The following is a 19549-nucleotide window of genomic DNA, read 5'->3' on the forward strand; positions in this document are numbered from 1 at the left end:
TTGTCGTACTACTTCCAAGTAACACCCATCAGTAGGACAGTGCCGTAGCCCATTTCATTCCTGTGGAAGGAGCGACGTATGCGCATGTCGAGAAAGAGACGTTGTCGTGCCGCCGGGACGGTACTGGCCGTCCTCGCGACCGTCCTCGCGGGCGGTGCCGGTCTGACCACCACGGCCTCCGCGGCCCCGCAGAACAGCACCGTCCAGCCGCTCTCCGCCGACCTCGAGCAGGTCCGCGCCGCCGAGGCGACGGCGCTGTACGGGAGTCCGGCGATCCGGCCGATGGCCGACCGCAAGACCGGGCTGATCTCGCTGGGGGACAGCGAGATCTCCGGCGAGGGCGTCGGCACCTACGAGGCGGGCACGGACGGCCCCACGAACTGGTGCCACCGCTCCCCGGACTCCGCGATCCACCGCACCGGCATCCCGGCCGACGAGACGTACAACGTCGCCTGCTCGGGCGCGTACACCGGCAACATCAGGATCGGCGGCAGCAAGCAGTACGCGGACGAGCTGGTGCAGAGCGACAGCCTCGCCATCAAGGCCCGCAACACGAAGATCAAGATGGTGGTGCTGGTCGCGGGGGCCAATGACGACCTGCAGTTCGGACCGGTCATCACCGACTGCGTGGAGCGCTGGTTCCTGCTCCAGGGCAGCTGCGACTCCAAGTACGCGCCCGGCTGGCAGGCCCGCGTCGACGGACTGGTGCCCAAGGTCGAGGGGACCGTGCAGGACCTGCGGACGGTCATGCGCGACGCCGGCTACGCGGACGCCGACTACAAGCTCGTGGTGATGGGCTACCCCAGCCCGATGAGCCCCGACATCTACGACAACCCCGGCTTCCCCGGCAAGATCCCGGGCGGCTGCACCGGCTACGACACGGACCTCGCCTGGGGCCGCAACTCCGCGGTGCCCGCTTTCGAGCTCGGCATGCGCCAGGCCGCCGAGGCCACCGGGGCGGTGTACCTCGACAACTCCCGGCTCTTCCACGGGCATGAGGCGTGCACGGACAACACCTGGGCGCGCGGCCTGGTCGTGAACATCAGCAACCCGTTCCCGCCCGACGCCAACTCCGTACGCCAGTCCTTCCACCCGAACGCCCGCGGCCACGGCGCCTTCGCGTCGTGCCTGACCCAGCTCTACAACTCCGGCTACCAGGAAGCCGGTTGCGCCGACCCGGCCAGCACCGGCACTCCGGTGCTCCACCAGGGCGCCTGGGACGACGCGTTCAAGCCGGTCACCAACGCGGCCACCGGCCAGTGCATGGACGCCAACGGCGGCTCGTCGCGCAACAACACCGCGATGCTCGGCTGGAGCTGCCACGGGGGCCGCAACCAGTCCTTCGCGTACGACACCCAGTACCAGTCGCTGCACATCGCGCTCAGCCAGGACCGGTGCATGGACGTGCCGGCCTCGAACTACAGCGCCGGGACCGGCCTCATCCTGTGGGACTGCCACGGCGGCACCAACCAGCGGTTCACCATGACGGCGGGCACCATCCGCCCGGTGGCGGCCACCGGCCTGTGCGTGACCCAGAGCGCCGCGAGTTCGCCGCTGAAACTGGCGGCTTGCGACGGCTCCGCGAGCCAGCGCTTCGCGTAACGGCTCGCGACGGAACACGAACGGGCCCCGCCGATGGAGCGGCGGGGCCCGTTCGTGCTGCTGTTGTTCCCAGGGTCGGAGGATCAGCCCCGGCGGCCGATCGAGAGCACCGGGCCCGACGGGTCGGTGAAGAAGTCGTTGCCCTTGTCGTCGACGACGATGAACGCGGGGAAGTCCTCCACCTCGATCTTCCAGACCGCTTCCATGCCCAGCTCCGCGTACTCCAGGACGTCGACCTTCTTGATGCAGTCCTGGGCGAGCCGCGCGGCCGGGCCGCCGATCGAGCCGAGGTAGAAGCCGCCGTGCGCCTTGCACGCGTCGGTCACCTGCTTCGAGCGGTTGCCCTTGGCCAGCATGACGAACGAACCGCCGGCCGCCTGGAACTGCTCGACGTACGCGTCCATCCGGCCCGCCGTGGTCGGGCCGAACGAGCCGGACGCGAAGCCCTCGGGGGTCTTGGCCGGGCCCGCGTAGTAGACGGGGTGGTCGTGCAGGTACTGCGGCATGGACTCGCCCGCGTCCAGCCGCTCCTTGATCTTGGCGTGCGCGATGTCACGGGCCACGACGAGCGTGCCGGACAGCGACAGCCGGGTCTTGACCGGGTACTTGGACAGCTCGGCGCGGATGTCCGCCATCGGCCGGTTCAGATCGACGCGCACGACGTCGTCGTCCAGGTGCTCGTCCGTGGTCTCCGGGAGGAAGCGCGCCGGGTCGGTCTCCAGCTGCTCCAGGAAGACGCCCTCGGCGGTGATCTTCGCGACGGCCTGCCGGTCGGCCGAGCAGGACACCGCGATGGCGACGGGCAGCGACGCGCCGTGCCGGGGCAGCCGCACCACGCGCACGTCGTGGCAGAAGTACTTGCCGCCGAACTGCGCGCCGATGCCGATCTTCTGCGTCAGCTCGAAGACCTTCTCCTCCAGGCCCTTGTCCCGGAAGCCGTGCCCGTCCGGCGAGCCCTCGCCCGGCAGCTCGTCCAGGTAGTGCGCGGAGGCGTACTTGGCGGTCTTCAGCGCGAACTCGGCGCTGGTGCCGCCGACCACGATCGCCAGGTGGTACGGCGGGCAGGCCGCCGTACCGAGCGAGCGGATCTTCTCCTCCAGGAACTTCATCATGGAGGCCTCGTTGAGGACCGCCTTCGTCTCCTGGTAGAGGAACGACTTGTTGGCGCTGCCGCCGCCCTTCGCCATGAACAGGAACTTGTACGCGCCGCCGTCGGTCGCGTACAGCTCGATCTGGGCCGGCAGGTTCGAGCCGGTGTTCTTCTCGTCCCACATGGTCAGCGGGGCCATCTGCGAGTACCGCAGGTTGAGCTTGGTGTACGCGTCGTAGATGCCGTGCGACAGCGCCGCCTCGTCACCGCCGGAGGTCAGCACGTTCTGGCCGCGCTTGCCCATCACGATCGCGGTGCCGGTGTCCTGGCACATCGGGAGCACGCCGGCCGCCGCGATGTTCGCGTTCTTCAGCAGGTCCAGCGCGACGAAGCGGTCGTTCGGCGATGCCTCGGGGTCGTCGAGGATCCGCCGCAGCTGGGTGAGGTGGGCCGGCCGCAGGTAGTGCGAGATGTCGTGCATCGCCTCGGCGGCGAGCGTGCGCAGCGCCTCCGGCTCGACCTTGAGGAAGGTGCGCCCGTCCGCCTCGAAGGTGCTCACACCCTCGGAGGTGATCAGCCGGTACGGCGTCGTGTCCTCGCCGAGCGGGAGGAGATCCGTATAGGAGAACTCGGGCATTTTGGGGGGCTTCCTCACTCGGCTGCGTCATTCGGCTGCGTCGACGAACGGTGTCCAGCGTAGAGCCCGCCGGCCGCTCGATCGGTGTGAGGTGAGGCTCACTCGCACTAGTCGCGATCTATCGCGTTTGTGTACGGTGGGCGGGTGGATGAATCGCAGCTCCAGAAGAAGTCGCAGCAGCCGGTGTCGATGCACAAGCCGACCACCGAAGCGGAGCTGCGCGCGTCCGATGCCGACCGTGACCGCATTTCCGACATTCTCCGCGATGCGCTGGCCGAGGGCCGGTTGAGCGCGGAGGAGCACTCGGAACGCCTCGACCATGTCTATGCCGCCAAGACGCTGGGCGAGCTGGAGCCGCTGGTGCGGGACCTGCCGGCGACCCGGGAGGGCGGGCCGCGGCCGCTCGCGCCGCTGGCCGATCCGTCGTCGCCCGTCGTGGCCGAGAATCTCGTCGCGGTCTTCGGCGGCGCCGCCCGCAAGGGGCGCTGGCTCGTCGGCCGGCGCACCAACGCCTTCGCCTGCTTCGGCGGTGTGGAGATCGATCTGACCGAGGCCGTCTTCCAGCATCAGCAGATCGTCATCCATGCCACCGCGATCTTCGGAGGCGTCGAAGTACGCGTCCCGGAGAACGTCACTCTGCGTGGCAGTGGGACCGGGATCTTCGGTGGTTTCGAGGTCAGGACGTACGAGGCCCCGGATCCGAACGCACCGGTCGTCATCGTCACCGGCACCGCCATCTTCGGCGGCGTCGAGGCGAAGGCGAAGCGCGGGAAGCGCCTCAAGGAATGGATCAACAAGCGCCTCGACGGGTAGGGATGGGGCTGTCGCACTCCCGCATCATGCCGCGCGTTCACGCCATGCATGGTGCGGGTTTACGCCCCGCGCAAGCTGGCTGGTTTTGGCCACTGGCCAGTGTTCATCAGGGGTGTTGTTCGGTGGTCCGGATCGGACGATCGCCCATGCGCGCCCCAGTCGGACAGATGTTCGACTGAGAGGCCCTGGCGGCGAACACGGTCCGCATGAACACGCGCACAGCGGGTAGGGCTCCGACCACGTCACCCGCCTGGTTCCTCCCCGTTGCGACCCCCTGGAACAGCACGCGTGGAGCTCACCCGCGGTGACGGGCAAGGGTGACAAACGCCGAGCCGTCGTCAGGAGTATCCCGTGCTTCAACCGATCGAGCCCGTCAAGGACACTGCCCTCCCGCCGAGTCACCCACGGGATCTGGCAGGCCCATGGCACTCGGAGGCGGCGTGCCGCAGTGATGAGGCGGGATTGTTCTTCGCCCCGTCCAAAGAGCCGACAGCGGCGCGGCTGTCCCGTGAGGAGAACGCGAAGCGGGTGTGCGCCCGCTGCCCGGTGATGCTGGAATGCCGGGAACACGCACTGCGGCAGCCAGAGCCGTACGGCGTGTGGGGTGGTCTGACCGCCGCCGAACGCCGGGTCGTACTCGCCCGCAGGCGCCGCCGCGAGGCGGAACTGCCGCGGACGGACCGGATCGCCGCCGCAGGCTGAACAGGCGAACGGGCCGGGTCCGCCGCGTCAGTCGGCGGGCCCGGCCCGTACGTTTTCCCTGCCGCCCTCGCGCCTGCCCAGGGCGCTCAGCGGCGGTTCAGCGAGTGCTCGGCGCGTGCCGGGTGCCGGCCGCGCGCTCGAGCGGATGCGCCAGGTCTCAGCGCGCGCGGTCGAAGTCGATCGCGCTGTACGCGCGCAGCTTCGACAGCCGGTGCGTGGAGGAGATCTGCCGGATCGTGCCGGACTTGGAGCGCACCACCAGTGATTCGGTGGTGGCGGTCTCGGCGCGGTAGCGGACGCCCTGGAGCAGCTCGCCGTCCGTGATGCCGGTCGCGACGAAGAACACGTTCTCCCCGCTGACCAGGTCGTTGGTGTGCAGCACGCGGTCCAGGTCGTGGCCCGCGTCGAGTGCCCGCTGCCGCTCGGCGTCGTCCTTCGGCCACAGCCGGCCCTGGATCGTGCCGCCGAGGCACTTGATCGCACAGGCGGCGATGATGCCTTCCGGCGTGCCGCCGATGCCCATCAGCATGTCCACGCCGGTGCCGTCGCGTACGGCCATGATGGCGCCCGCGACATCGCCGTCCGCGATGAACTTGATCCGTGCGCCGGTCTCCCGGATCTCCTTGACCAGCCCGTCGTGGCGCGGCCGGTCGAGGATCATGACGGTGACGTCCTCGGGCGCGCTGTGCTTCGCCTTGGCGACCCGGCGGATGTTCACCGCGGCGGGCGCCATGATGTCGACGTAGTCGGCGGCCTCGGGGCCGGTGACCAGCTTGTCCATGTAGAAGACGGCCGACGGGTCGAACATCGTGCCGCGGTCGGCCACGGCGAGCACGGCCACCGCGTTGGACATGCCCTTGGCGGTGAGGGTCGTCCCGTCGACGGGGTCCACGGCGACGTCGCACTCCGCACCGGTGCCGTCGCCGATCCGCTCGCCGTTGTAGAGCATGGGGGCGTCGTCCTTCTCGCCCTCACCGATGACGACGACGCCGTTCATCGAGACGGTGGAGACGAGCGTCCGCATCGCCTTCACCGCGGCGCCGTCCGCGCCGTTCTTGTCACCACGGCCGACCCAGCGACCGGCGGCCATGGCGGCCGCCTCCGTCACCCGGACGAGTTCCAGGGCAAGGTTGCGATCAGGGGCCTCGGGACTCACTTCGAGCTGGGGCGGCAAATGCTGTTCGGTCATCACAGCGCACCTTTCTGTACGAGGACGGCCGGAAAAGAGGGTGCTGTGACCTTATCGGGTCATCGCGAATATGAGCAGGGCGCACGTCACATGAGCGGCGCCCCCACGGGCCTGGTCGGCGTGTCCCGGGCCGGGCCCGCGCGGTGCGCCCCCGGCGTCCCGGCAGCCGACCCCCGGGCCGGAGCGCCGCCCGGCATGGGGGACCATAGGAGCGTGGCAAACAAGCGTGGCAATCAGACGGTGCGGGACCTGGTCCTGTCGATGGTGGTGCTCGGCGTCGTCGTCGCGTTCATCTACATCTTCATCCCGCACGACACCAACGCGGACCCGGTCAAGCCGATCGGCTTCCAGACCGAGCTGAGCCAGGCGCGGCGCGACGCGCCCTTCCCGGTGGCCGCGCCCGAGGGGCTCGGCAAGGACTGGCGCGCTACGACGGTGACGTACGACGCCAAGGACGCCAAGGCCGTCGAATGGCACCTGGGCTTCGTCGATCCGCAGAACGAGTACGCGGCCGTGGAGCAGGGCAACGGCCCGGCGGCGAAGTTCATCGCGGACAAGAGCAAGCGCGCGGTGCGGGACGGGAACCGTACGGTCACCGTCGCCGGGGTGGCGTGGGACCGGTACAAGGGCCCGAAGTACAACGCGCTGGTGCGGGTGGAGAAGGGTGTCACCACGATGATCACCGGCACCGCCCCCGACGAGCAGCTCGCCGAACTGGCGGCCGCGCTCAAGGCGTCCTGACCCGTTGCCGCGCCGACCCGTTGCCGCGCCGACCCGCTGGCGCGCTGACCCGCGAAACTCACCCTGTCCGGACGCACGAACGCCGGGCGGCCCGTGACGGGCGCCCGGCGTTCGGGAGTGTGCGGGGAGATCAGACGGTCGTGACGACCTCGTCGTAGGCCAGACGGGGGCTGCGGGTCGGGAACCAGGAGTCGGTGCCGGGCTTGCCGATGTTCACCACGGCGAGGACCGAGTGCTCACCGTCGGGGAAGAACTCCTTGTCGATGCCCGCGGCGTCGAAGCCGGTCATCGGGCCGGCGGCCAGGCCGGCGGCCCGGATGCCCAGGATGAAGTAGCCGGCCTGCAGCGAACCGTTGAGGGTGGCGGCCTGCTCGCGCACGGAACGCTCGGAGAAGAAGAGGTCCTTCGCCTGCGGGAAGTGCGGGAACTGGGTCGGCAGCTCCTCGTGGAACTCGTTGTCCGCGGCGAGGATCGCGACCAGCGGGGCGGCGGAGGTCTTCGGCTGGTTGCCCTCGGCCATGTGCTTCACGAGGCGCTCGCGGCCCTCGGCGGAACGCACCAGGACGATACGCAGCGGCTGCTGGTTGAACGCGGTCGGCGCGTACTTGACCAGGTCGTAGATCGCCTGGATCTGCTCGTCGGTCACGGGCTCGTCGGTGAAGGTGTTGGCCGTGCGGGCCTCACGGAAGAGCAGGTCCTGGGCGGAGGCGTCGAGTACGAGAGACATGGGAACCTCTTACGGAATCGTGGCAATTTGCGCCGATCGGGCACGTCGCGAACACTCTCATCAACCTGTGTGAAAGTTCAACGATTCCTGGGTCCGGGGTGACGCTCGTCACATCCATGCCGGTTCGACCGTCGCTCGAGCCGTCAAGTGACCGCCCCGCCACGTCACTCGGCGGCGGACTCCTCGTCCGGCGCCTCGGCGAGCGCCGCGTCCAGCCGGGCCCGCGCGCCCTCCAGCCAGCGCCGGCACACCCGCGCGAGTTCCTCGCCGCGCTCCCAGAGCGCCAGCGACTCCTCCAGCGTCGAGCCGCCGGCCTCCAACCGCCGTACGACATCGACGAGCTCGTCCCGCGCCTGCTCGTATCCCAGCGTGTCCTGTTCTGCCATGGTCACAGCCTAGGCCGGAGGTACGACAGTGCCGGTGACCTTCACCAGGAACGCACCGCCGGAGACCCGGGCGCGCAACTCCTCGTCCGCCGCCACCTCGTCGGGGCCGCGCACCACGGAACCGTCCTCGCGCTGCAGCACCGCGTAGCCGCGCTGCAGGGTCGCGGCGGGGGAGAGGGCCACCACCCGCGCCCGGGTGTGCTCCAGCTCGTCGTCGGCCCGGTCCAGCAGATGCCGCAGCGTCCGGCGGCTGCGGTCCAGCAGCGCGTCGACCTGCTCCTCGCGGTGCTCGACCATCGTGTGCGGCCGGGCCATCGACGGCCGGCTGAGCGCCGCGTCCAGACCGCGCTGCTCACGGTCGAGCAGACCGGTCACGACGCGCAGAGCCCGCAGCCCCAGATGCTCCACCCGGGTCAGTTCCTCGCCCACGTCCGGGACCACCCGCTTCGCCGCGTCCGTCGGGGTCGACGCCCGCAGGTCCGCCACCAGGTCCAGCAGCGGGGAGTCCGGCTCGTGCCCGATCGCCGACACGACCGGGGTGACGCACGCGGCCACCGCTCGCACCAGCTGCTCGTCGGAGAACGGCAGCAGGTCCTCCACGCTGCCGCCGCCGCGCGCCACGATGATCACGTCGACCTCGGCATGCGCGTCCAGCTCGCGCACCGCCTCCACCACCTTGGGCACCGCCTGCGCGCCCTGCACCGGCACGTTGCGCACCTCGAAGCGGACGGCGGGCCAGCGCAGCCGCGCGTTCTCCAGCACATCGCGCTCCGCCGCCGAGGCGCGGCCGGTCACCAGCCCGATGCACTGCGGAAGGAAGGGCAGCGGGCGCTTGCGGTCCAGCGCGAACAGACCCTCAGCCGCCAGCGCCTTCTTCAGCTGCTCCAGCCGGGCCAGCAGCTCCCCGACGCCGACCGGCCGGATCTCCGTCGCGCGCAGCGACAGCTGCCCGCGCGGGCCGTACCACTCGGGCTTGGCGAACAGCACGACACGGGCGCCCTCGCCGACCACGTCGGCGATCTGGTCGAACACCGCCCGGAAGCACGTCACCGAGATGGACACATCGTGCGACGGGTCGCGCAGCGTCAGGAACACCACGCCCGCACCCGGGCGCCGCGACAGCTGGGTGATCTGCCCCTCCACCCAGACGGCGCCGAGCCGGTCCACCCACCCGCCGATCAGCCGTGACACTTCGCCGACGGGGATCGGCGTATCCGCCGACGTACTCAGAGCCATGTGCCGAGCGTATCGGCCGCCGCCGACAGCGGGATTTCCTTCCGGCCGCGCTGTGGGCCGTGCTGTGTACGGCGACACGAAGGTGACGGTTATCGCTCCGCCGCGGTCCGCCGCCGGGAGAGCTGGGCGGCCAGCACGATCAGTCCCGCGGCCAGCCAGACGGCCCCGACGACCTGGGCCGATCCTGCGGCTTCGACGATCACGGCGATGGTGATGGCGAGGCCGAGCAGCGGTACGACGATGTGGCGCAGCACGCTGGGCGGCCCCCCCTGGCGGCGGACGGCGAACCAGCCGACGACCGACAGGTGCAGCAGTGAGAAGGCGGTGAGCGCGCCGATGTCGACGACGGAGACCAACCGGTCCAGGCCGTCGTCGCGGCGGGCCGCCCAGACCGCGGCGACCAGGGTGACGACCGCCGCGAACAGCAGCGCCCGCCGGGGCACCCCGCTGCCCGCGTCGATCTTGGACAGCGGTCCCGGCAGCCGCCGGTCGCGGGCCATCGCGAAGAGCAGCCGGCCCGCCGCTGCCTGCCCGGCGAGTGCCGCGAAGGCCGCGCCGATGGCCTTGCTGACGGCGACGAGGTCGTGCAGCCAGCCGCCGACGGCCGCGTCCACGGTGTCGTAGAAGGCGGACCCCTGCCCGGCCGGCTTCGCGGCCAGCTCGGCAGCGGACATCGGGGCGAGCAGCGCCGCCAGATACGTCTGCACGATGAACAACACACCCGCCATGACGAGGCAGAACAGCACGGCCCGCGCGACCTTCGCCGAGCCGCCCGCCGCCTCCTCGGCGAAGGAGGCGATGGCGTCGAAGCCCAGATAGGACAGCACCGCGACGGACACGGCGCCCAGCACCGCGCCCAGGGAGAACGCGCCCTGGCCGGAGAAGGGCGAGGCCCAGCCGCGCTGCGCGCCGTCCGTGCCGAGGACGACGACCGCGGACACCACGAAGATCAGCAGCACCACGATCTCCAGGGCGAGCACGAGGAAGCCGACCGCCGCCGCGGCCCGCACCCCCCACAGGTTGAGCCCGGTCGTCACCACGACCGCGATCGTCGTCCACACCCACTGCGACACCGACGGCACCAGCGCGTGCAGCGCGATCCCGGAGAAGAGATAGGCCACCGCGGGGATCAGCAGATAGTCGAGCATCGCCATCCAGCCGGCGATGAAGCCGGGCCCCTCACCGAGCCCGGCCCGCGCGTAAGCGAAGACCGAACCGGCCTGCGGGACGACCCGCACCATCTGCGCGTAGCTGAACGCGGTGAACGCCATCGCGACCGTCGCGAACACATAGACCAGCGCGAGCGCCCCGTGCGATCTGGCGTCCAGCGCGCCGAACACGCCGACGGGTGCCATGGGGGCGATGAAGAGCATCCCGTAGACCACGAGGTCGCGGAAGCCGAGGTTGCGCCGCAGGGTGCCTTCGGCGGCGCGGGCCGTGTCGTCCGGGGGAGCGGGGGTCGGTGCGCTCATGCCCCTCAGCTTGCGCGAAGGGTGCCGTGCCCACGAACGGAGCGGAGCCGGGCGGACACGGCCCCCGGCGCCGCCGGGCGGCCTTCTTCGGACCGGACGGCTGCCCCGTACCATGGCTGACATGACTGCTACGACTGCCCGACGCGTCCTGCTCGCAGCCCCCCGCGGATACTGCGCAGGCGTGGACCGCGCCGTGATCACCGTCGAGAAGGCACTGGAGCAGTACGGAGCGCCGATCTATGTGCGCAAGGAGATCGTGCACAACAAGTACGTGGTGCAGACCCTGCAGAAGAAGGGCGCGATCTTCGTCGACGAGACGGAGGAGGTGCCCGAGAACGCCATCGTGATCTTCTCGGCGCACGGCGTCGCCCCCGTCGTCCACGAGGAGGCCGCGCAGCGCAGCCTGGCCTCGATCGACGCGACCTGCCCCCTGGTCACCAAGGTGCACAAGGAAGCCGTCCGGTTCGCGAACGAGGACTACGACATCCTGCTGATCGGCCATGAGGGCCATGAAGAGGTCGTCGGCACCATGGGCGAGGCCCCGGAGCGCATGACGCTCGTCGACGGCCCCGCCGACGTGGCGAACGTCGAGGTCCGCGACGAGAGCAAGGTCGTCTGGCTCTCCCAGACCACGCTCTCCGTCGACGAGACGATGGAGACCGTCGACGCCCTCAAGGAGCGTTTCCCCAACCTGATCAGCCCCCCGAGCGACGACATCTGCTACGCCACGCAGAACCGCCAGGTCGCGGTGAAGCAGATCGGCGCGGAGGCGGAGCTGGTCATCGTCGTCGGCTCCAAGAACTCGTCGAACTCCGTTCGGCTGGTCGAGGTCGCCCTGCAGGCCGGTTCCAAGGCCTCGTACCTGGTGGACTTCGCCGACGAGTGCGACGAGGCGTGGCTGGAGGGCGTGACCACGGTCGGCGTCACCTCGGGCGCCTCCGTCCCGGAGATCCTCGTCGAAGGTGTGCTGGACTGGCTGGCCGAGCGCGACTTCGGCGATGTGGAGATCCTCCGGTCGGCGGAAGAGAGCATCGTTTTCTCGCTGCCGAAGGAATTGCGGCGTGACCTGCGTGCGGAGACCGCCCCCGGGGCATCTGCCCAGGGGTGAGCCGAACGGCTCACGTGCCGAGGGGTGAGCCGAACGGTTCACGCTTAGCGTGGAGGTCATGAACGTGTTCGGCGTGGACATCGGTGGCACAGGCATCAAGGGCGCTCCGGTCGATCTGGAGCGCGGCGATCTGGCGGAAGTGCGCTGCAAGGTGTCGACCCCGCATCCGGCCACCCCGGACGCCGTGCTCGACGGCGTCCAGCAGGTCGTGGAGCATTTCGGCTGGTCGGGGCCGGTCGGCGTGACCTTCCCCGGGGTCGTGGTGGACGGGGTGACCCGGACCGCGGCCAATGTCGACTCCGACTGGATCGGCAAGGACGCCCGCGCCCTGATCTCGGAGCGGCTGGGCATGCCGGTGGCCGTCCTGAACGACGCGGACGCGGCCGGCATGGCCGAGATGACCTTCGGCGCCGGCCGGGGCCGCGGCGGGACGGTGATCCTGCTGACGCTGGGCACCGGCATCGGCAGCGCGGTCTTCGTCGACGGGCACCTGCTGCCCAACACCGAGCTGGGCCATCTGGAGCTGCACGGCCATGACGCGGAGAAGCGCGCGTCGGTCAAGGCCCGCGAGGAGGACGACCTCAGCTGGGAGCACTGGGCGCACCGGCTGACGAAGTACCTCGCCCATGTGGAGATGCTGTTCTCGCCCGAACTGTTCGTGATCGGCGGCGGGGTGAGCCGCAAGGCGGAGAAGTTCCTGCCGCTGATCGAGGGGATCAGCGCCGAGATCGTCCCTGCTGGTCTGCAGAACAACGCGGGGATCGTCGGAGCCGCCATGAACGCTGCAAAGCTCTGACGCCGACGATGCCGGCGGCCAGCAGCGTGCCGGTGTAGAGCCAGCCGGTCAGCAGGGCCAGACCGGTGAACATGCCCAGCAGATGGCCGACGAAGCCGCCGCCGTTGTCGTCACCGGTCAGCGCGATGGCGGTGGCGAACGCGATGGGGGCGGCGATCGGCGCCGCCACCAGGTCGTACGGCCGGACGTACAGCCCCGCTGTGACGCACACCGCGATGAACACCAGCCCGAAGAAGACCCCGGGCCCGTCGAAGAGCAGGGCGTCCAGCGCACCGCCGGTCACCGTGACCACGACGGTCAGCAGCCCCGTCCCCAGCCCGGTGAGCTTCGGCTGGGCCTGTGGCAGTCGCACCACCCTGGCGAGCGCCGTGATCGTGGGCGCGAGCGAGGCCAGCGGCCCGCGACGTGCCGACCGGTAGACCACCGAACCCCCCACCGTGCCCGTGGGGCGGGCCGGCCTGGGCAGCCGGGGCCTGCCCTGGGCGTCTCTGCTGCCGTTCCCGGTGTCGTTTTTGGTGCCGTTCCTGGTGCCGGTGCGCGCACTGTGTTGCTCCACCCACTCAAAGTAGGCGGATGACCCCGGTCATACCCTGGCAGGACACGCCTTTGCCCGGTCCTTGGCCTTCTGTTCGACGGCGACGGGTCGGGCCCGCGCTCGCCCCGTAGACTGGTGGATCGGTCCCTGGACCACTCCACTCTCCTCGCTCCTCTCGTTACGGGAAGTCGCCACGTGTCGCTCACGATCGGAATCGTCGGTCTGCCGAATGTCGGCAAGTCGACCCTTTTCAACGCCCTGACCAAGAACGACGTGCTGGCGGCCAACTACCCGTTCGCCACCATCGAGCCGAACGTGGGCGTCGTCGGCGTCCCCGACCCGCGCCTCGCCCAGCTCGCCAAGATCTTCGGCTCGCAGAAGCTGCTCCCCGCCACGGTCGACTTCGTCGATATCGCGGGCATCGTGCGCGGTGCGAGCGAGGGTGAGGGCCTGGGCAACAAGTTCCTGGCGAACATCCGCGAGTCGGATGCGATCTGCCAGGTCATCCGGGCCTTCAAGGACGAGAACGTCGTGCACGTCGACGGCAAGGTCTCGCCCAAGGACGACATCGAGACGATCAACACCGAGCTGATCCTCGCGGACATGCAGTCCGTCGAGAAGGCCGTCCCGCGCCTCACCAAGGAGGCCCGTCTCCAGAAGGAGAAGGCCGCCGTCCTGGCCGCGGTCCTGGACGCCCAGAAGATCCTCGAAGAGGGCCGCACTCTCTACGCCGCCGGCATCCACGCCGGCACCGAGCAGGGCCGCCTCCTCCACGAGCTGCACCTGCTCACCGTCAAGCCGTTCCTCTACGTCTTCAACGTGGACGAGGACGAGCTGACCGACGAGGACTTCAAGAACGAGCAGCGCGCGCTCGTCGCCCCCGCCGAGGCGATCTTCCTGAACGCCAAGATCGAGGCCGAGCTGATCGAACTCGACGACGAGGAGGCCCTCGAGCTCCTGCAGTCCATGGGCCAGGAGGAGCCCGGCATGGCCGTCCTCGGCCGCGTCGGCTTCGACACCCTCGGCCTGCAGACGTACCTCACCGCCGGCCCCAAGGAAACCCGCGCCTGGACCATCAAGAAGGGCGCCACGGCCCCCGAGGCGGCCGGTGTGATCCACACCGACTTCCAGCGCGGCTTCATCAAGGCCGAGATCGTCTCCTTCGACGACCTCGTCGCCTGCGGCTCCATCCCCGAGGCCCGCGCCAAGGGCAAGGCCCGCATGGAGGGCAAGGACTACGTGATGCAGGACGGCGACGTGGTCGAGTTCCGCTTCAACGTGTAGCCGGTGACATACCACCACGTCACTGATCTGACAAACATGCAGGTCAGAAGGGGTCCGGCCTTCCGGGGTCGGGCCCTTTGTTTTTTCCCGTGCTGGGATGATGCTGGGATAGCTGACCCCTCGTCACCTGTCATCACCCCTGCTCATCCCTACCGTGCTGGGATCGTGCTGGGATGGCGTGCGGCGCCCGTGCTGGGTTGTGGGCCGGTGCTGGGTGAGTGTGCGGGTGGGGCTCATTGCGGGCGGGGCCCGTACGGACTCCAGCCGCGGAGGAAGGGTTCAAGGTCGGCGGCGCCGGGTTTGGACGGCGTGGGGAGCTTTGGCGCTGAGGCGGTCTCGATGAGGCGTTGGAGGTGCGTGGTTGCGAACGCGAGCCACTCCTCGATGACCGGAACGGGAACCTTCGGTGAAACGGGCCCAGATCCAGTCGCGCAGCGTCTCGGTGTTGAGAAGCCGTATTCCTATCGATCGTGAAGGCGGTACCGCACGGTGCGCGATCCGGGGCTGACCCGCTAGCGGTCGGTGTAGTGGCCGTAGACGCGGGCGATCTCCAGTACGTCACCACTCACCCGGTACACGAGGCGGTGTTCCTCGGTGATACGCCGCGAGCACCAGCCCTTGAGTGCGCCTTTCAGCATCTCGGGCTTTCCGATGCCGTTGCCGTCATCGGGGTTGCGCTGGATGTCCGCGATCAGGACGTTGATGCGCTTGAGGCTGCGCCGGTCGATCATGGCCCACTGCGCGTACTGCTCCCATGCGCGGGTGGAGAACATGACCTTCACTCCGCCGCCTCCGGGTCGATCAGGTCGCGCACAGTGCCGCGTCCGGCGTCCAGCTCAGCAACAGACTCCATCAGCTCAGCGGCGGTGCGCGCGTTGCCGAGCAGGTACATGGTCTCCGTCCACGCTTCGTAGTCGGACTCTGCCATGAGGACGGCGTTTCCCTGTTTGGAGGCGATCCGCACCGGTGCGTGATCGTCGTTGACCTTCTTCAGCAGCGGGAAGAAGTCCCTCCGCGCCTCGGTTCCAGTGATCGTCATTGCTGTTGTCCCTTTCGCTCCGGCCGCCCTCGAATGGTACTGAAAACTGTACATCACCAGTACGGATTTCGGTACCAGAGAGCCTAGCGGCTGCTCATCCCAGCCAAGATCACCCAACCAGGCACCCTGTTCGATCAGATGCCTCGTTGAGGCGCACAGGGAGACGATGCTGGATGTCGAGGTCGACATCGGCGTGTCCCGGGGCCAACTCTGGGCGATTGTCAAGGGGGCGCGACCGGGCCCGGTAGGCTTGCCTGTCCGGGGTGGGCGGGGTGGATCCGGGTGGGCCACCGTCTGCCGGCAGGCGAAGGGATCGGCGCATGGCCACCGTATTTCGGGTGGTGACCGTGGATGACGAGGACGGCCATGAGGTTCGGACGCAGTACTACGACGAGGCGGGGGGCGAGATCCCTGCCCCCCGGCTGTCTGTCGTGCGCGGGTCGGCCCGTGGCGCCGTATCCCGTGTTGCCGTACCCCCTGTTGCCGTAGCTCATGCGGCTGTTGAGCCCGCGGGGGGTCGGGAAAGGGTTTCGTCCCCGGCGTTCGCCGGGGAGCAGTGGGCGGTGTTGTCCGGGTGTGTGGCGGTGTTTCTGCCGGCGGATCCACCGCGCAGTGGGCGCGTCGCGTTTCATGTCGCGGGGAGCGGTCGGCTTCCCGTGGGTTTGCCGGCCGAGGACGTGGAGATCGTTACCGCGCATGGGCGTGGTGCGCGTCGGCGTACGGTGTCGGCGGTGGTGCGGCCGTTGGCCGAGGTGCTGCCCTGGGTCTTGTCCGTGGACGTGGAGGCGGATGCGCCGTGCGGTGAGACGGCGGCAGTCTGGCGGCATGCTGCTCTGTACGCCCTGCACCTGGCGGGGCGCGGGCTGCTGCTGCCGGGGCTCAGCGCCGGTGACCATGATGCCTGGCGGCTTGGCCCTTATGCGGAGGCGGACGCGACCTGGGTGCGAGCGCTGGCCGAGGTCATGCCGCCCGCCGCGTACGCCGTACCGCTGGAGTCCGCGGGGGAGGGGAGTGCGCGTACGCCGCTGCAACTCCCCGATCCTTACGCCCGGTTGAGGGAGTTCATGGACGCGGTGGCGGATCTGCTGCCGCGTACCCCTGCCGCATCGGCGGCCGCGGGGATGCGGCCGTTCGCCTCGCGGGATGCGCAGCACCTGCCGGGGCTGCGGGCGTGGGCCGCGCAGGTGGCCGACGGCCGGGATGCCGGTGTACGCGTCTCGCTGCGGCTCGAACTGCCGGGCGGCGCGATGCGTGAATATGCGGACGACGAGGGCGACGCGTACGACGAGGACGCGTACGACGCTGCTCTGGAGGTGGCCGGTGCATCAGTGCGGGCCGTCGTGCAGGTGCACTCGCTCGCCGATCCGCTGCTCCTCGCGGACGCGGCCGGCGTCTTCAGTGGCGAGAGCGGCGGTTTCGGTCCGCGTACCCGCGTCCAGGTGGAGGACGTTCTGCGCCGGGCCGCCGCTGCGTGGCCGCCGCTGCACCGGATCCTCTCGCTGCCGGTTCCAGATGAACTCGCCCTGGACGACCAGGAGTTCATTGGACTCCTGGCAGGCGGGGCGGCCTCGCTGTCGGCCGCCGGGGTGGCCGTCCACCTCCCCAAGGAGCTGGCGCGGGAGATGACGGCCCGCGCGGTGATCGAGCCCGACAAGGAGGCCGAGCGCGAGAAGGATGCCGAGACCCCCGCGTTCTTCTCGCCCGAGCAACTCCTCTCCTTCCGCTGGGAGTTCGCGGTCGGCGACCGTACGCTGACGCAAGGCGAGCTGGACCGGCTCGCGCAGGCCCGCCGCCCCCTGGTGCGGCTGCGTGACCAGTGGGTCGTGGTGGACGCGGAGCTGCTGCGCAAGGCGCGCAGGGCCCGCAAGGAACTGGGCGCCCTCGATGCGCTGGCCGCCGCGCTCACCGGCAGCGTGGAGGACCCCGACGGTGTTCTCGTTCCCGTACGGGCAGGAGGGTGGCTGGCCGCGCTGCGCGACAGGCTCGCCGCTCCCGAGCGGGCCAGTGCGGCCGAGTTGGCCGCGCCAGCCGCCCTGGACGCCACCCTGCGCGGCTATCAGCTGCGCGGACTTGCCTGGCTGGACCGGATGACCAGGCTGGGGCTCGGCGCCTGCCTCGCCGACGACATGGGCCTGGGCAAGACGATCACCACGATCGCCCTGCATCTGCGCCGCCAGGAGGATCCGGCGACCGCGGGCAGGCCGGCTCTGGTGGTCTGTCCGGCATCCCTGCTCGGCAACTGGGGCCGGGAGATCGACAGGTTCGCGCCCGGCACCCCCTGGCGCCGCCACCATGGACCGGGGCGCGATCTGGGCGGCCTCAAGCCGGGCGAGATCGTCCTCACCACATACGGAACCATGCGCCGCGACGCCCAGGCGCTCGCCGAAGCCGGGCCGTGGGGGCTCCTCGTCGCGGACGAGGCGCAGCACGTGAAGAACCCGGCAGGGGCCACCGCGAAAGCGCTGCGCACCCTGCCGAGTTCGGCGCGCGTAGCCCTGTCGGGCACGCCGGTGGAGAACAACCTCAGTGAACTGTGGGCGCTCCTGGACTGGGGCACCCCCGGGCTGCTCGGCTCCCTGAAGACCTTCAGGCAGCGGTACGGGCGGGCCGCCGAGCGTGCCGCGCGCGGCGGTGCGGCCGGCGAGGAGGACAGTGCGGCGGCCGAGCGCCTCGGCCGGCTCATCCGCCCCTTCGTGCTGCGCCGCCGCAAGGCCGACCCGGGCATCGCGCCCGAGCTGCCACCGAAGACAGAGACCGATGAGCGGGTGCTGCTGAGTAGGGAGCAGACCGTGCTCTACGAGGCGCAGGTACGCGAGTCGCTCGCCGCGATCCGGGAGGCGAAGGGCATCGCCCGGCACGGCCTCGTACTCAAACTCCTCACCGCGCTCAAGCAGATCTGCAACCACCCCGCCCAATATCTGAAGGAGCCCGACGCGACCCGGCTGACCGGCCGCAGTGGCAAACTGGAACTCCTCGACGAACTCCTCGATGTGATCGTCGCCGAGGACGCGTCCGTGCTGCTGTTCACCCAGTACACGCAGATGGCCCGCCTCCTCGAACACCATCTGACCGCGCGCGGCATCAACTCCCTTTATCTGCACGGCGGTACGCCGGTGAAGCGGCGCGAGGAGATGGTCGACGCCTTCCAGCACGGCGAGGCCCCGGTCTTCCTGCTCTCCCTGAAGGCCGCGGGCACCGGCCTCAATCTCACCCGCGCCGGGCACGTCATCCACTACGACCGGTGGTGGAACCCGGCCGTGGAAGATCAGGCCACCGACCGCGCGTACCGCATCGGCCAGACCCAGCCCGTCCAGGTCCACCGCCTGATCTCCGAGGGTACGGTGGAGGACCGGATCGCCCAACTCCTCAGCAGTAAGCGTGACTTGGCGGACTCCGTGCTCGGGGGGCAGGGCGAGGCCGCCCTCACCGACCTGAGCGACGATGAACTCGCCGATCTGGTCTCCCTGCACTCCGCCCACGGCGACAGGAGCCGCCGATGAGACGCCGCACCGGTACCCTCGCCCTCCCGGCGCCGCAACTGGCGCGCGGGCAGCGGGAGATGGCGAGCAGCTGGTGGGGCGAGGAGTGGATCGACTCCCTTCAGACGCCTTCCTCGTCGTTCGGGTACGGATTCTCCGCGGGCCACGACAGCCGCCTGGCCCGCGCCCGCACCTACGCACGCAAGGGGGCGGTCGGCGAGATCACGGTGCGGCCGGGGTCGGTGGCCGCCCGCGTCAAGGGCAGCCGCCGTACCCCCTACCGCTGCGAGATCCACGTACCCGAACTGTCCGAGGCGCAGTGGGACAAGCTCTTCGAGGAGTGGACCGCCGCCGGGCGGGAGCTGCTGCTCGAACTCGCCCAGGGTCGGCTCGGCGTACACGCGGTCGATGCCGCGGTGCGGGCGGAGACGGATCTGGTCCCACCGCCGGACGCGTTCGTCTACCACTGCTCCTGTCCCGACTGGGGCGACCCGTGCAAGCACGCCGCCGCGCTGTCGTACGCGTTCGCGCGGGCCCTGGACACCCGCGCCGAGGCGCTGCTCGTACTGCGCGGACGCGACCTTGTCGAGGCAGCCACCGAGATCTCGGTACGCCACAGAGCGCGGGAGCAGTCCGCGGCGGACGAGGAGGCCGTACGGGCGGCGCGGCCCAGTGGGGTCCCGGCGGGTGAGGCGTTCGCGCGGGCCCGGGCC

General features: G+C 70.1%; 18 protein-coding genes. 9 read left to right on the forward strand and 9 right to left on the reverse strand.

Features of this window, described 5'->3' with window-relative positions; genetic code table 11:
• The first annotated feature begins 78 nt into the window (after nucleotides 1–78).
• On the forward strand, nucleotides 79–1602 hold the full coding sequence (locus O3W51_RS32230) for a ricin-type beta-trefoil lectin domain protein (RefSeq protein ID WP_269287954.1): 1524 nt from the start codon (nucleotides 79–81) through the stop codon (nucleotides 1600–1602).
• 83 nt (nucleotides 1603–1685) lie between these two features.
• On the opposite strand, the gene O3W51_RS32235 is transcribed toward O3W51_RS32230, so the two are convergent.
• Complete coding sequence (locus O3W51_RS32235) at nucleotides 1686–3329, reverse strand: fumarate hydratase (protein WP_138358597.1); 1644 nt, start codon at nucleotides 3327–3329, stop codon at nucleotides 1686–1688.
• A 189-nt stretch (nucleotides 3330–3518) separates the two neighbouring features.
• Here O3W51_RS32235 and O3W51_RS32240 point away from each other — a divergent pair, with 189 nt between their 5' ends.
• A complete protein-coding gene (locus O3W51_RS32240) occupies nucleotides 3519–4142 on the forward strand; it encodes a DUF1707 SHOCT-like domain-containing protein (RefSeq protein WP_138358627.1) in 624 nt (207 codons plus the stop codon).
• A gap of 351 nt (nucleotides 4143–4493) precedes the next feature.
• Complete coding sequence (locus O3W51_RS32245) at nucleotides 4494–4844, forward strand: WhiB family transcriptional regulator (protein ID WP_138358599.1); 351 nt, start codon at nucleotides 4494–4496, stop codon at nucleotides 4842–4844.
• 157 nt (nucleotides 4845–5001) lie between these two features.
• On the opposite strand, the gene glpX is transcribed toward O3W51_RS32245, so the two are convergent.
• The gene (glpX, locus tag O3W51_RS32250) at nucleotides 5002–6033 is read right to left on the reverse strand and encodes a class II fructose-bisphosphatase (RefSeq protein WP_138358601.1); all 1032 of its coding nucleotides are present in this window, start codon (nucleotides 6031–6033) and stop codon (nucleotides 5002–5004) included.
• 213 nt (nucleotides 6034–6246) lie between these two features.
• Between glpX and O3W51_RS32255 the strand changes: the two genes are divergently transcribed.
• On the forward strand, nucleotides 6247–6774 hold the full coding sequence (locus tag O3W51_RS32255; RefSeq protein ID WP_269287955.1) for a DUF4245 domain-containing protein: 528 nt from the start codon (nucleotides 6247–6249) through the stop codon (nucleotides 6772–6774).
• Nucleotides 6775–6904: 130 nt separating this feature from the next.
• On the opposite strand, the gene O3W51_RS32260 is transcribed toward O3W51_RS32255, so the two are convergent.
• The 4 genes from O3W51_RS32260 to O3W51_RS32275 all read right to left on the reverse strand — a co-directional run bounded on the left by O3W51_RS32260 (nucleotide 6905) and on the right by O3W51_RS32275 (nucleotide 10595).
• Nucleotides 6905–7501: a malonic semialdehyde reductase gene (locus O3W51_RS32260; protein WP_138358605.1), complete on the reverse strand. Its 597-nt coding sequence runs from the start codon at nucleotides 7499–7501 to the stop codon at nucleotides 6905–6907.
• Between the two features lie 164 nt (nucleotides 7502–7665).
• Nucleotides 7666–7887 carry an exodeoxyribonuclease VII small subunit gene (locus O3W51_RS32265; protein ID WP_138358607.1) on the reverse strand — a complete coding sequence of 74 codons (222 nt, stop codon included), beginning with the start codon at nucleotides 7885–7887 and terminating at the stop codon, nucleotides 7666–7668.
• 9 nt (nucleotides 7888–7896) lie between these two features.
• The gene (gene xseA, locus O3W51_RS32270) at nucleotides 7897–9123 is read right to left on the reverse strand and encodes an exodeoxyribonuclease VII large subunit (RefSeq protein WP_269287957.1); all 1227 of its coding nucleotides are present in this window, start codon (nucleotides 9121–9123) and stop codon (nucleotides 7897–7899) included.
• Nucleotides 9124–9212: 89 nt separating this feature from the next.
• Complete coding sequence (locus O3W51_RS32275) at nucleotides 9213–10595, reverse strand: APC family permease (protein WP_269287958.1); 1383 nt, start codon at nucleotides 10593–10595, stop codon at nucleotides 9213–9215.
• A 112-nt stretch (nucleotides 10596–10707) separates the two neighbouring features.
• On the opposite strand from O3W51_RS32275, the gene O3W51_RS32280 reads away from it, so the two are divergent.
• Complete coding sequence (locus O3W51_RS32280; RefSeq protein ID WP_269287960.1) at nucleotides 10708–11703, forward strand: 4-hydroxy-3-methylbut-2-enyl diphosphate reductase; 996 nt, start codon at nucleotides 10708–10710, stop codon at nucleotides 11701–11703.
• Nucleotides 11704–11761: 58 nt separating this feature from the next.
• Nucleotides 11762–12499: a polyphosphate--glucose phosphotransferase gene (ppgK, locus tag O3W51_RS32285; protein WP_138358615.1), complete on the forward strand. Its 738-nt coding sequence runs from the start codon at nucleotides 11762–11764 to the stop codon at nucleotides 12497–12499.
• Here the strand turns inward: ppgK and O3W51_RS32290 are convergent.
• On the reverse strand, nucleotides 12420–13055 hold the full coding sequence (locus O3W51_RS32290) for a DUF6542 domain-containing protein (protein WP_232484659.1): 636 nt from the start codon (nucleotides 13053–13055) through the stop codon (nucleotides 12420–12422). The genes ppgK and O3W51_RS32290 overlap by 80 nt on opposite strands.
• 174 nt (nucleotides 13056–13229) lie before the next feature.
• Between O3W51_RS32290 and ychF the strand changes: the two genes are divergently transcribed.
• Entirely contained in the window at nucleotides 13230–14318 is a 1089-nt protein-coding gene (gene ychF / locus O3W51_RS32295) for a redox-regulated ATPase YchF (RefSeq protein WP_138358617.1), read from the forward strand.
• 512 nt (nucleotides 14319–14830) lie between these two features.
• Here ychF and O3W51_RS32300 read toward each other — a convergent pair.
• A complete protein-coding gene (locus O3W51_RS32300) occupies nucleotides 14831–15100 on the reverse strand; it encodes a Txe/YoeB family addiction module toxin (protein ID WP_138358619.1) in 270 nt (89 codons plus the stop codon).
• Nucleotides 15097–15357, reverse strand: a complete 261-nt coding sequence (locus O3W51_RS32305; protein ID WP_138358631.1) for a type II toxin-antitoxin system Phd/YefM family antitoxin — start codon at nucleotides 15355–15357, stop codon at nucleotides 15097–15099. Before O3W51_RS32305 ends, O3W51_RS32300 begins: the two co-directional genes overlap by 4 nt.
• 563 nt (nucleotides 15358–15920) lie before the next feature.
• Between O3W51_RS32305 and O3W51_RS32310 the strand changes: the two genes are divergently transcribed.
• On the forward strand, nucleotides 15921–18857 hold the full coding sequence (locus O3W51_RS32310; RefSeq protein WP_269287962.1) for a DEAD/DEAH box helicase: 2937 nt from the start codon (nucleotides 15921–15923) through the stop codon (nucleotides 18855–18857).
• The coding region (locus O3W51_RS32315; protein WP_269287964.1) for an SWIM zinc finger family protein at nucleotides 18854–19549 on the forward strand (696 nt) is incomplete at its 3' end. The genes O3W51_RS32310 and O3W51_RS32315, both read left to right, overlap by 4 nt.

Origin of the sequence: Streptomyces sp. H39-C1 (assembly GCF_027158125.1) — a bacterium.
Lineage (GTDB): Bacteria > Actinomycetota > Actinomycetes > Streptomycetales > Streptomycetaceae > Actinacidiphila > Actinacidiphila fildesensis.

What these genes read in the sequence shown, in the direction of transcription:
- O3W51_RS32260 (WP_138358605.1), bottom strand. Translation starts at nt 7,501, where the DNA reads ATGTCTCTCGTACTCGACGCCTCCGCCCAGGACCTGCTCTTCCGTGAG.
- ppgK (WP_138358615.1), top strand. Translation starts at nt 11,762, where the DNA reads ATGAACGTGTTCGGCGTGGACATCGGTGGCACAGGCATCAAGGGCGCT.
- O3W51_RS32280 (WP_269287960.1), top strand. Translation starts at nt 10,708, where the DNA reads ATGGCTGACATGACTGCTACGACTGCCCGACGCGTCCTGCTCGCAGCC.
- O3W51_RS32305 (WP_138358631.1), bottom strand. Translation starts at nt 15,357, where the DNA reads ATGACGATCACTGGAACCGAGGCGCGGAGGGACTTCTTCCCGCTGCTG.
- glpX (WP_138358601.1), bottom strand. Translation starts at nt 6,033, where the DNA reads ATGACCGAACAGCATTTGCCGCCCCAGCTCGAAGTGAGTCCCGAGGCC.
- O3W51_RS32275 (WP_269287958.1), bottom strand. Translation starts at nt 10,595, where the DNA reads ATGAGCGCACCGACCCCCGCTCCCCCGGACGACACGGCCCGCGCCGCC.
- O3W51_RS32230 (WP_269287954.1), top strand. Translation starts at nt 79, where the DNA reads ATGCGCATGTCGAGAAAGAGACGTTGTCGTGCCGCCGGGACGGTACTG.
- O3W51_RS32240 (WP_138358627.1), top strand. Translation starts at nt 3,519, where the DNA reads ATGCACAAGCCGACCACCGAAGCGGAGCTGCGCGCGTCCGATGCCGAC.
- O3W51_RS32235 (WP_138358597.1), bottom strand. Translation starts at nt 3,329, where the DNA reads ATGCCCGAGTTCTCCTATACGGATCTCCTCCCGCTCGGCGAGGACACG.
- xseA (WP_269287957.1), bottom strand. Translation starts at nt 9,123, where the DNA reads ATGGCTCTGAGTACGTCGGCGGATACGCCGATCCCCGTCGGCGAAGTG.
- O3W51_RS32265 (WP_138358607.1), bottom strand. Translation starts at nt 7,887, where the DNA reads ATGGCAGAACAGGACACGCTGGGATACGAGCAGGCGCGGGACGAGCTC.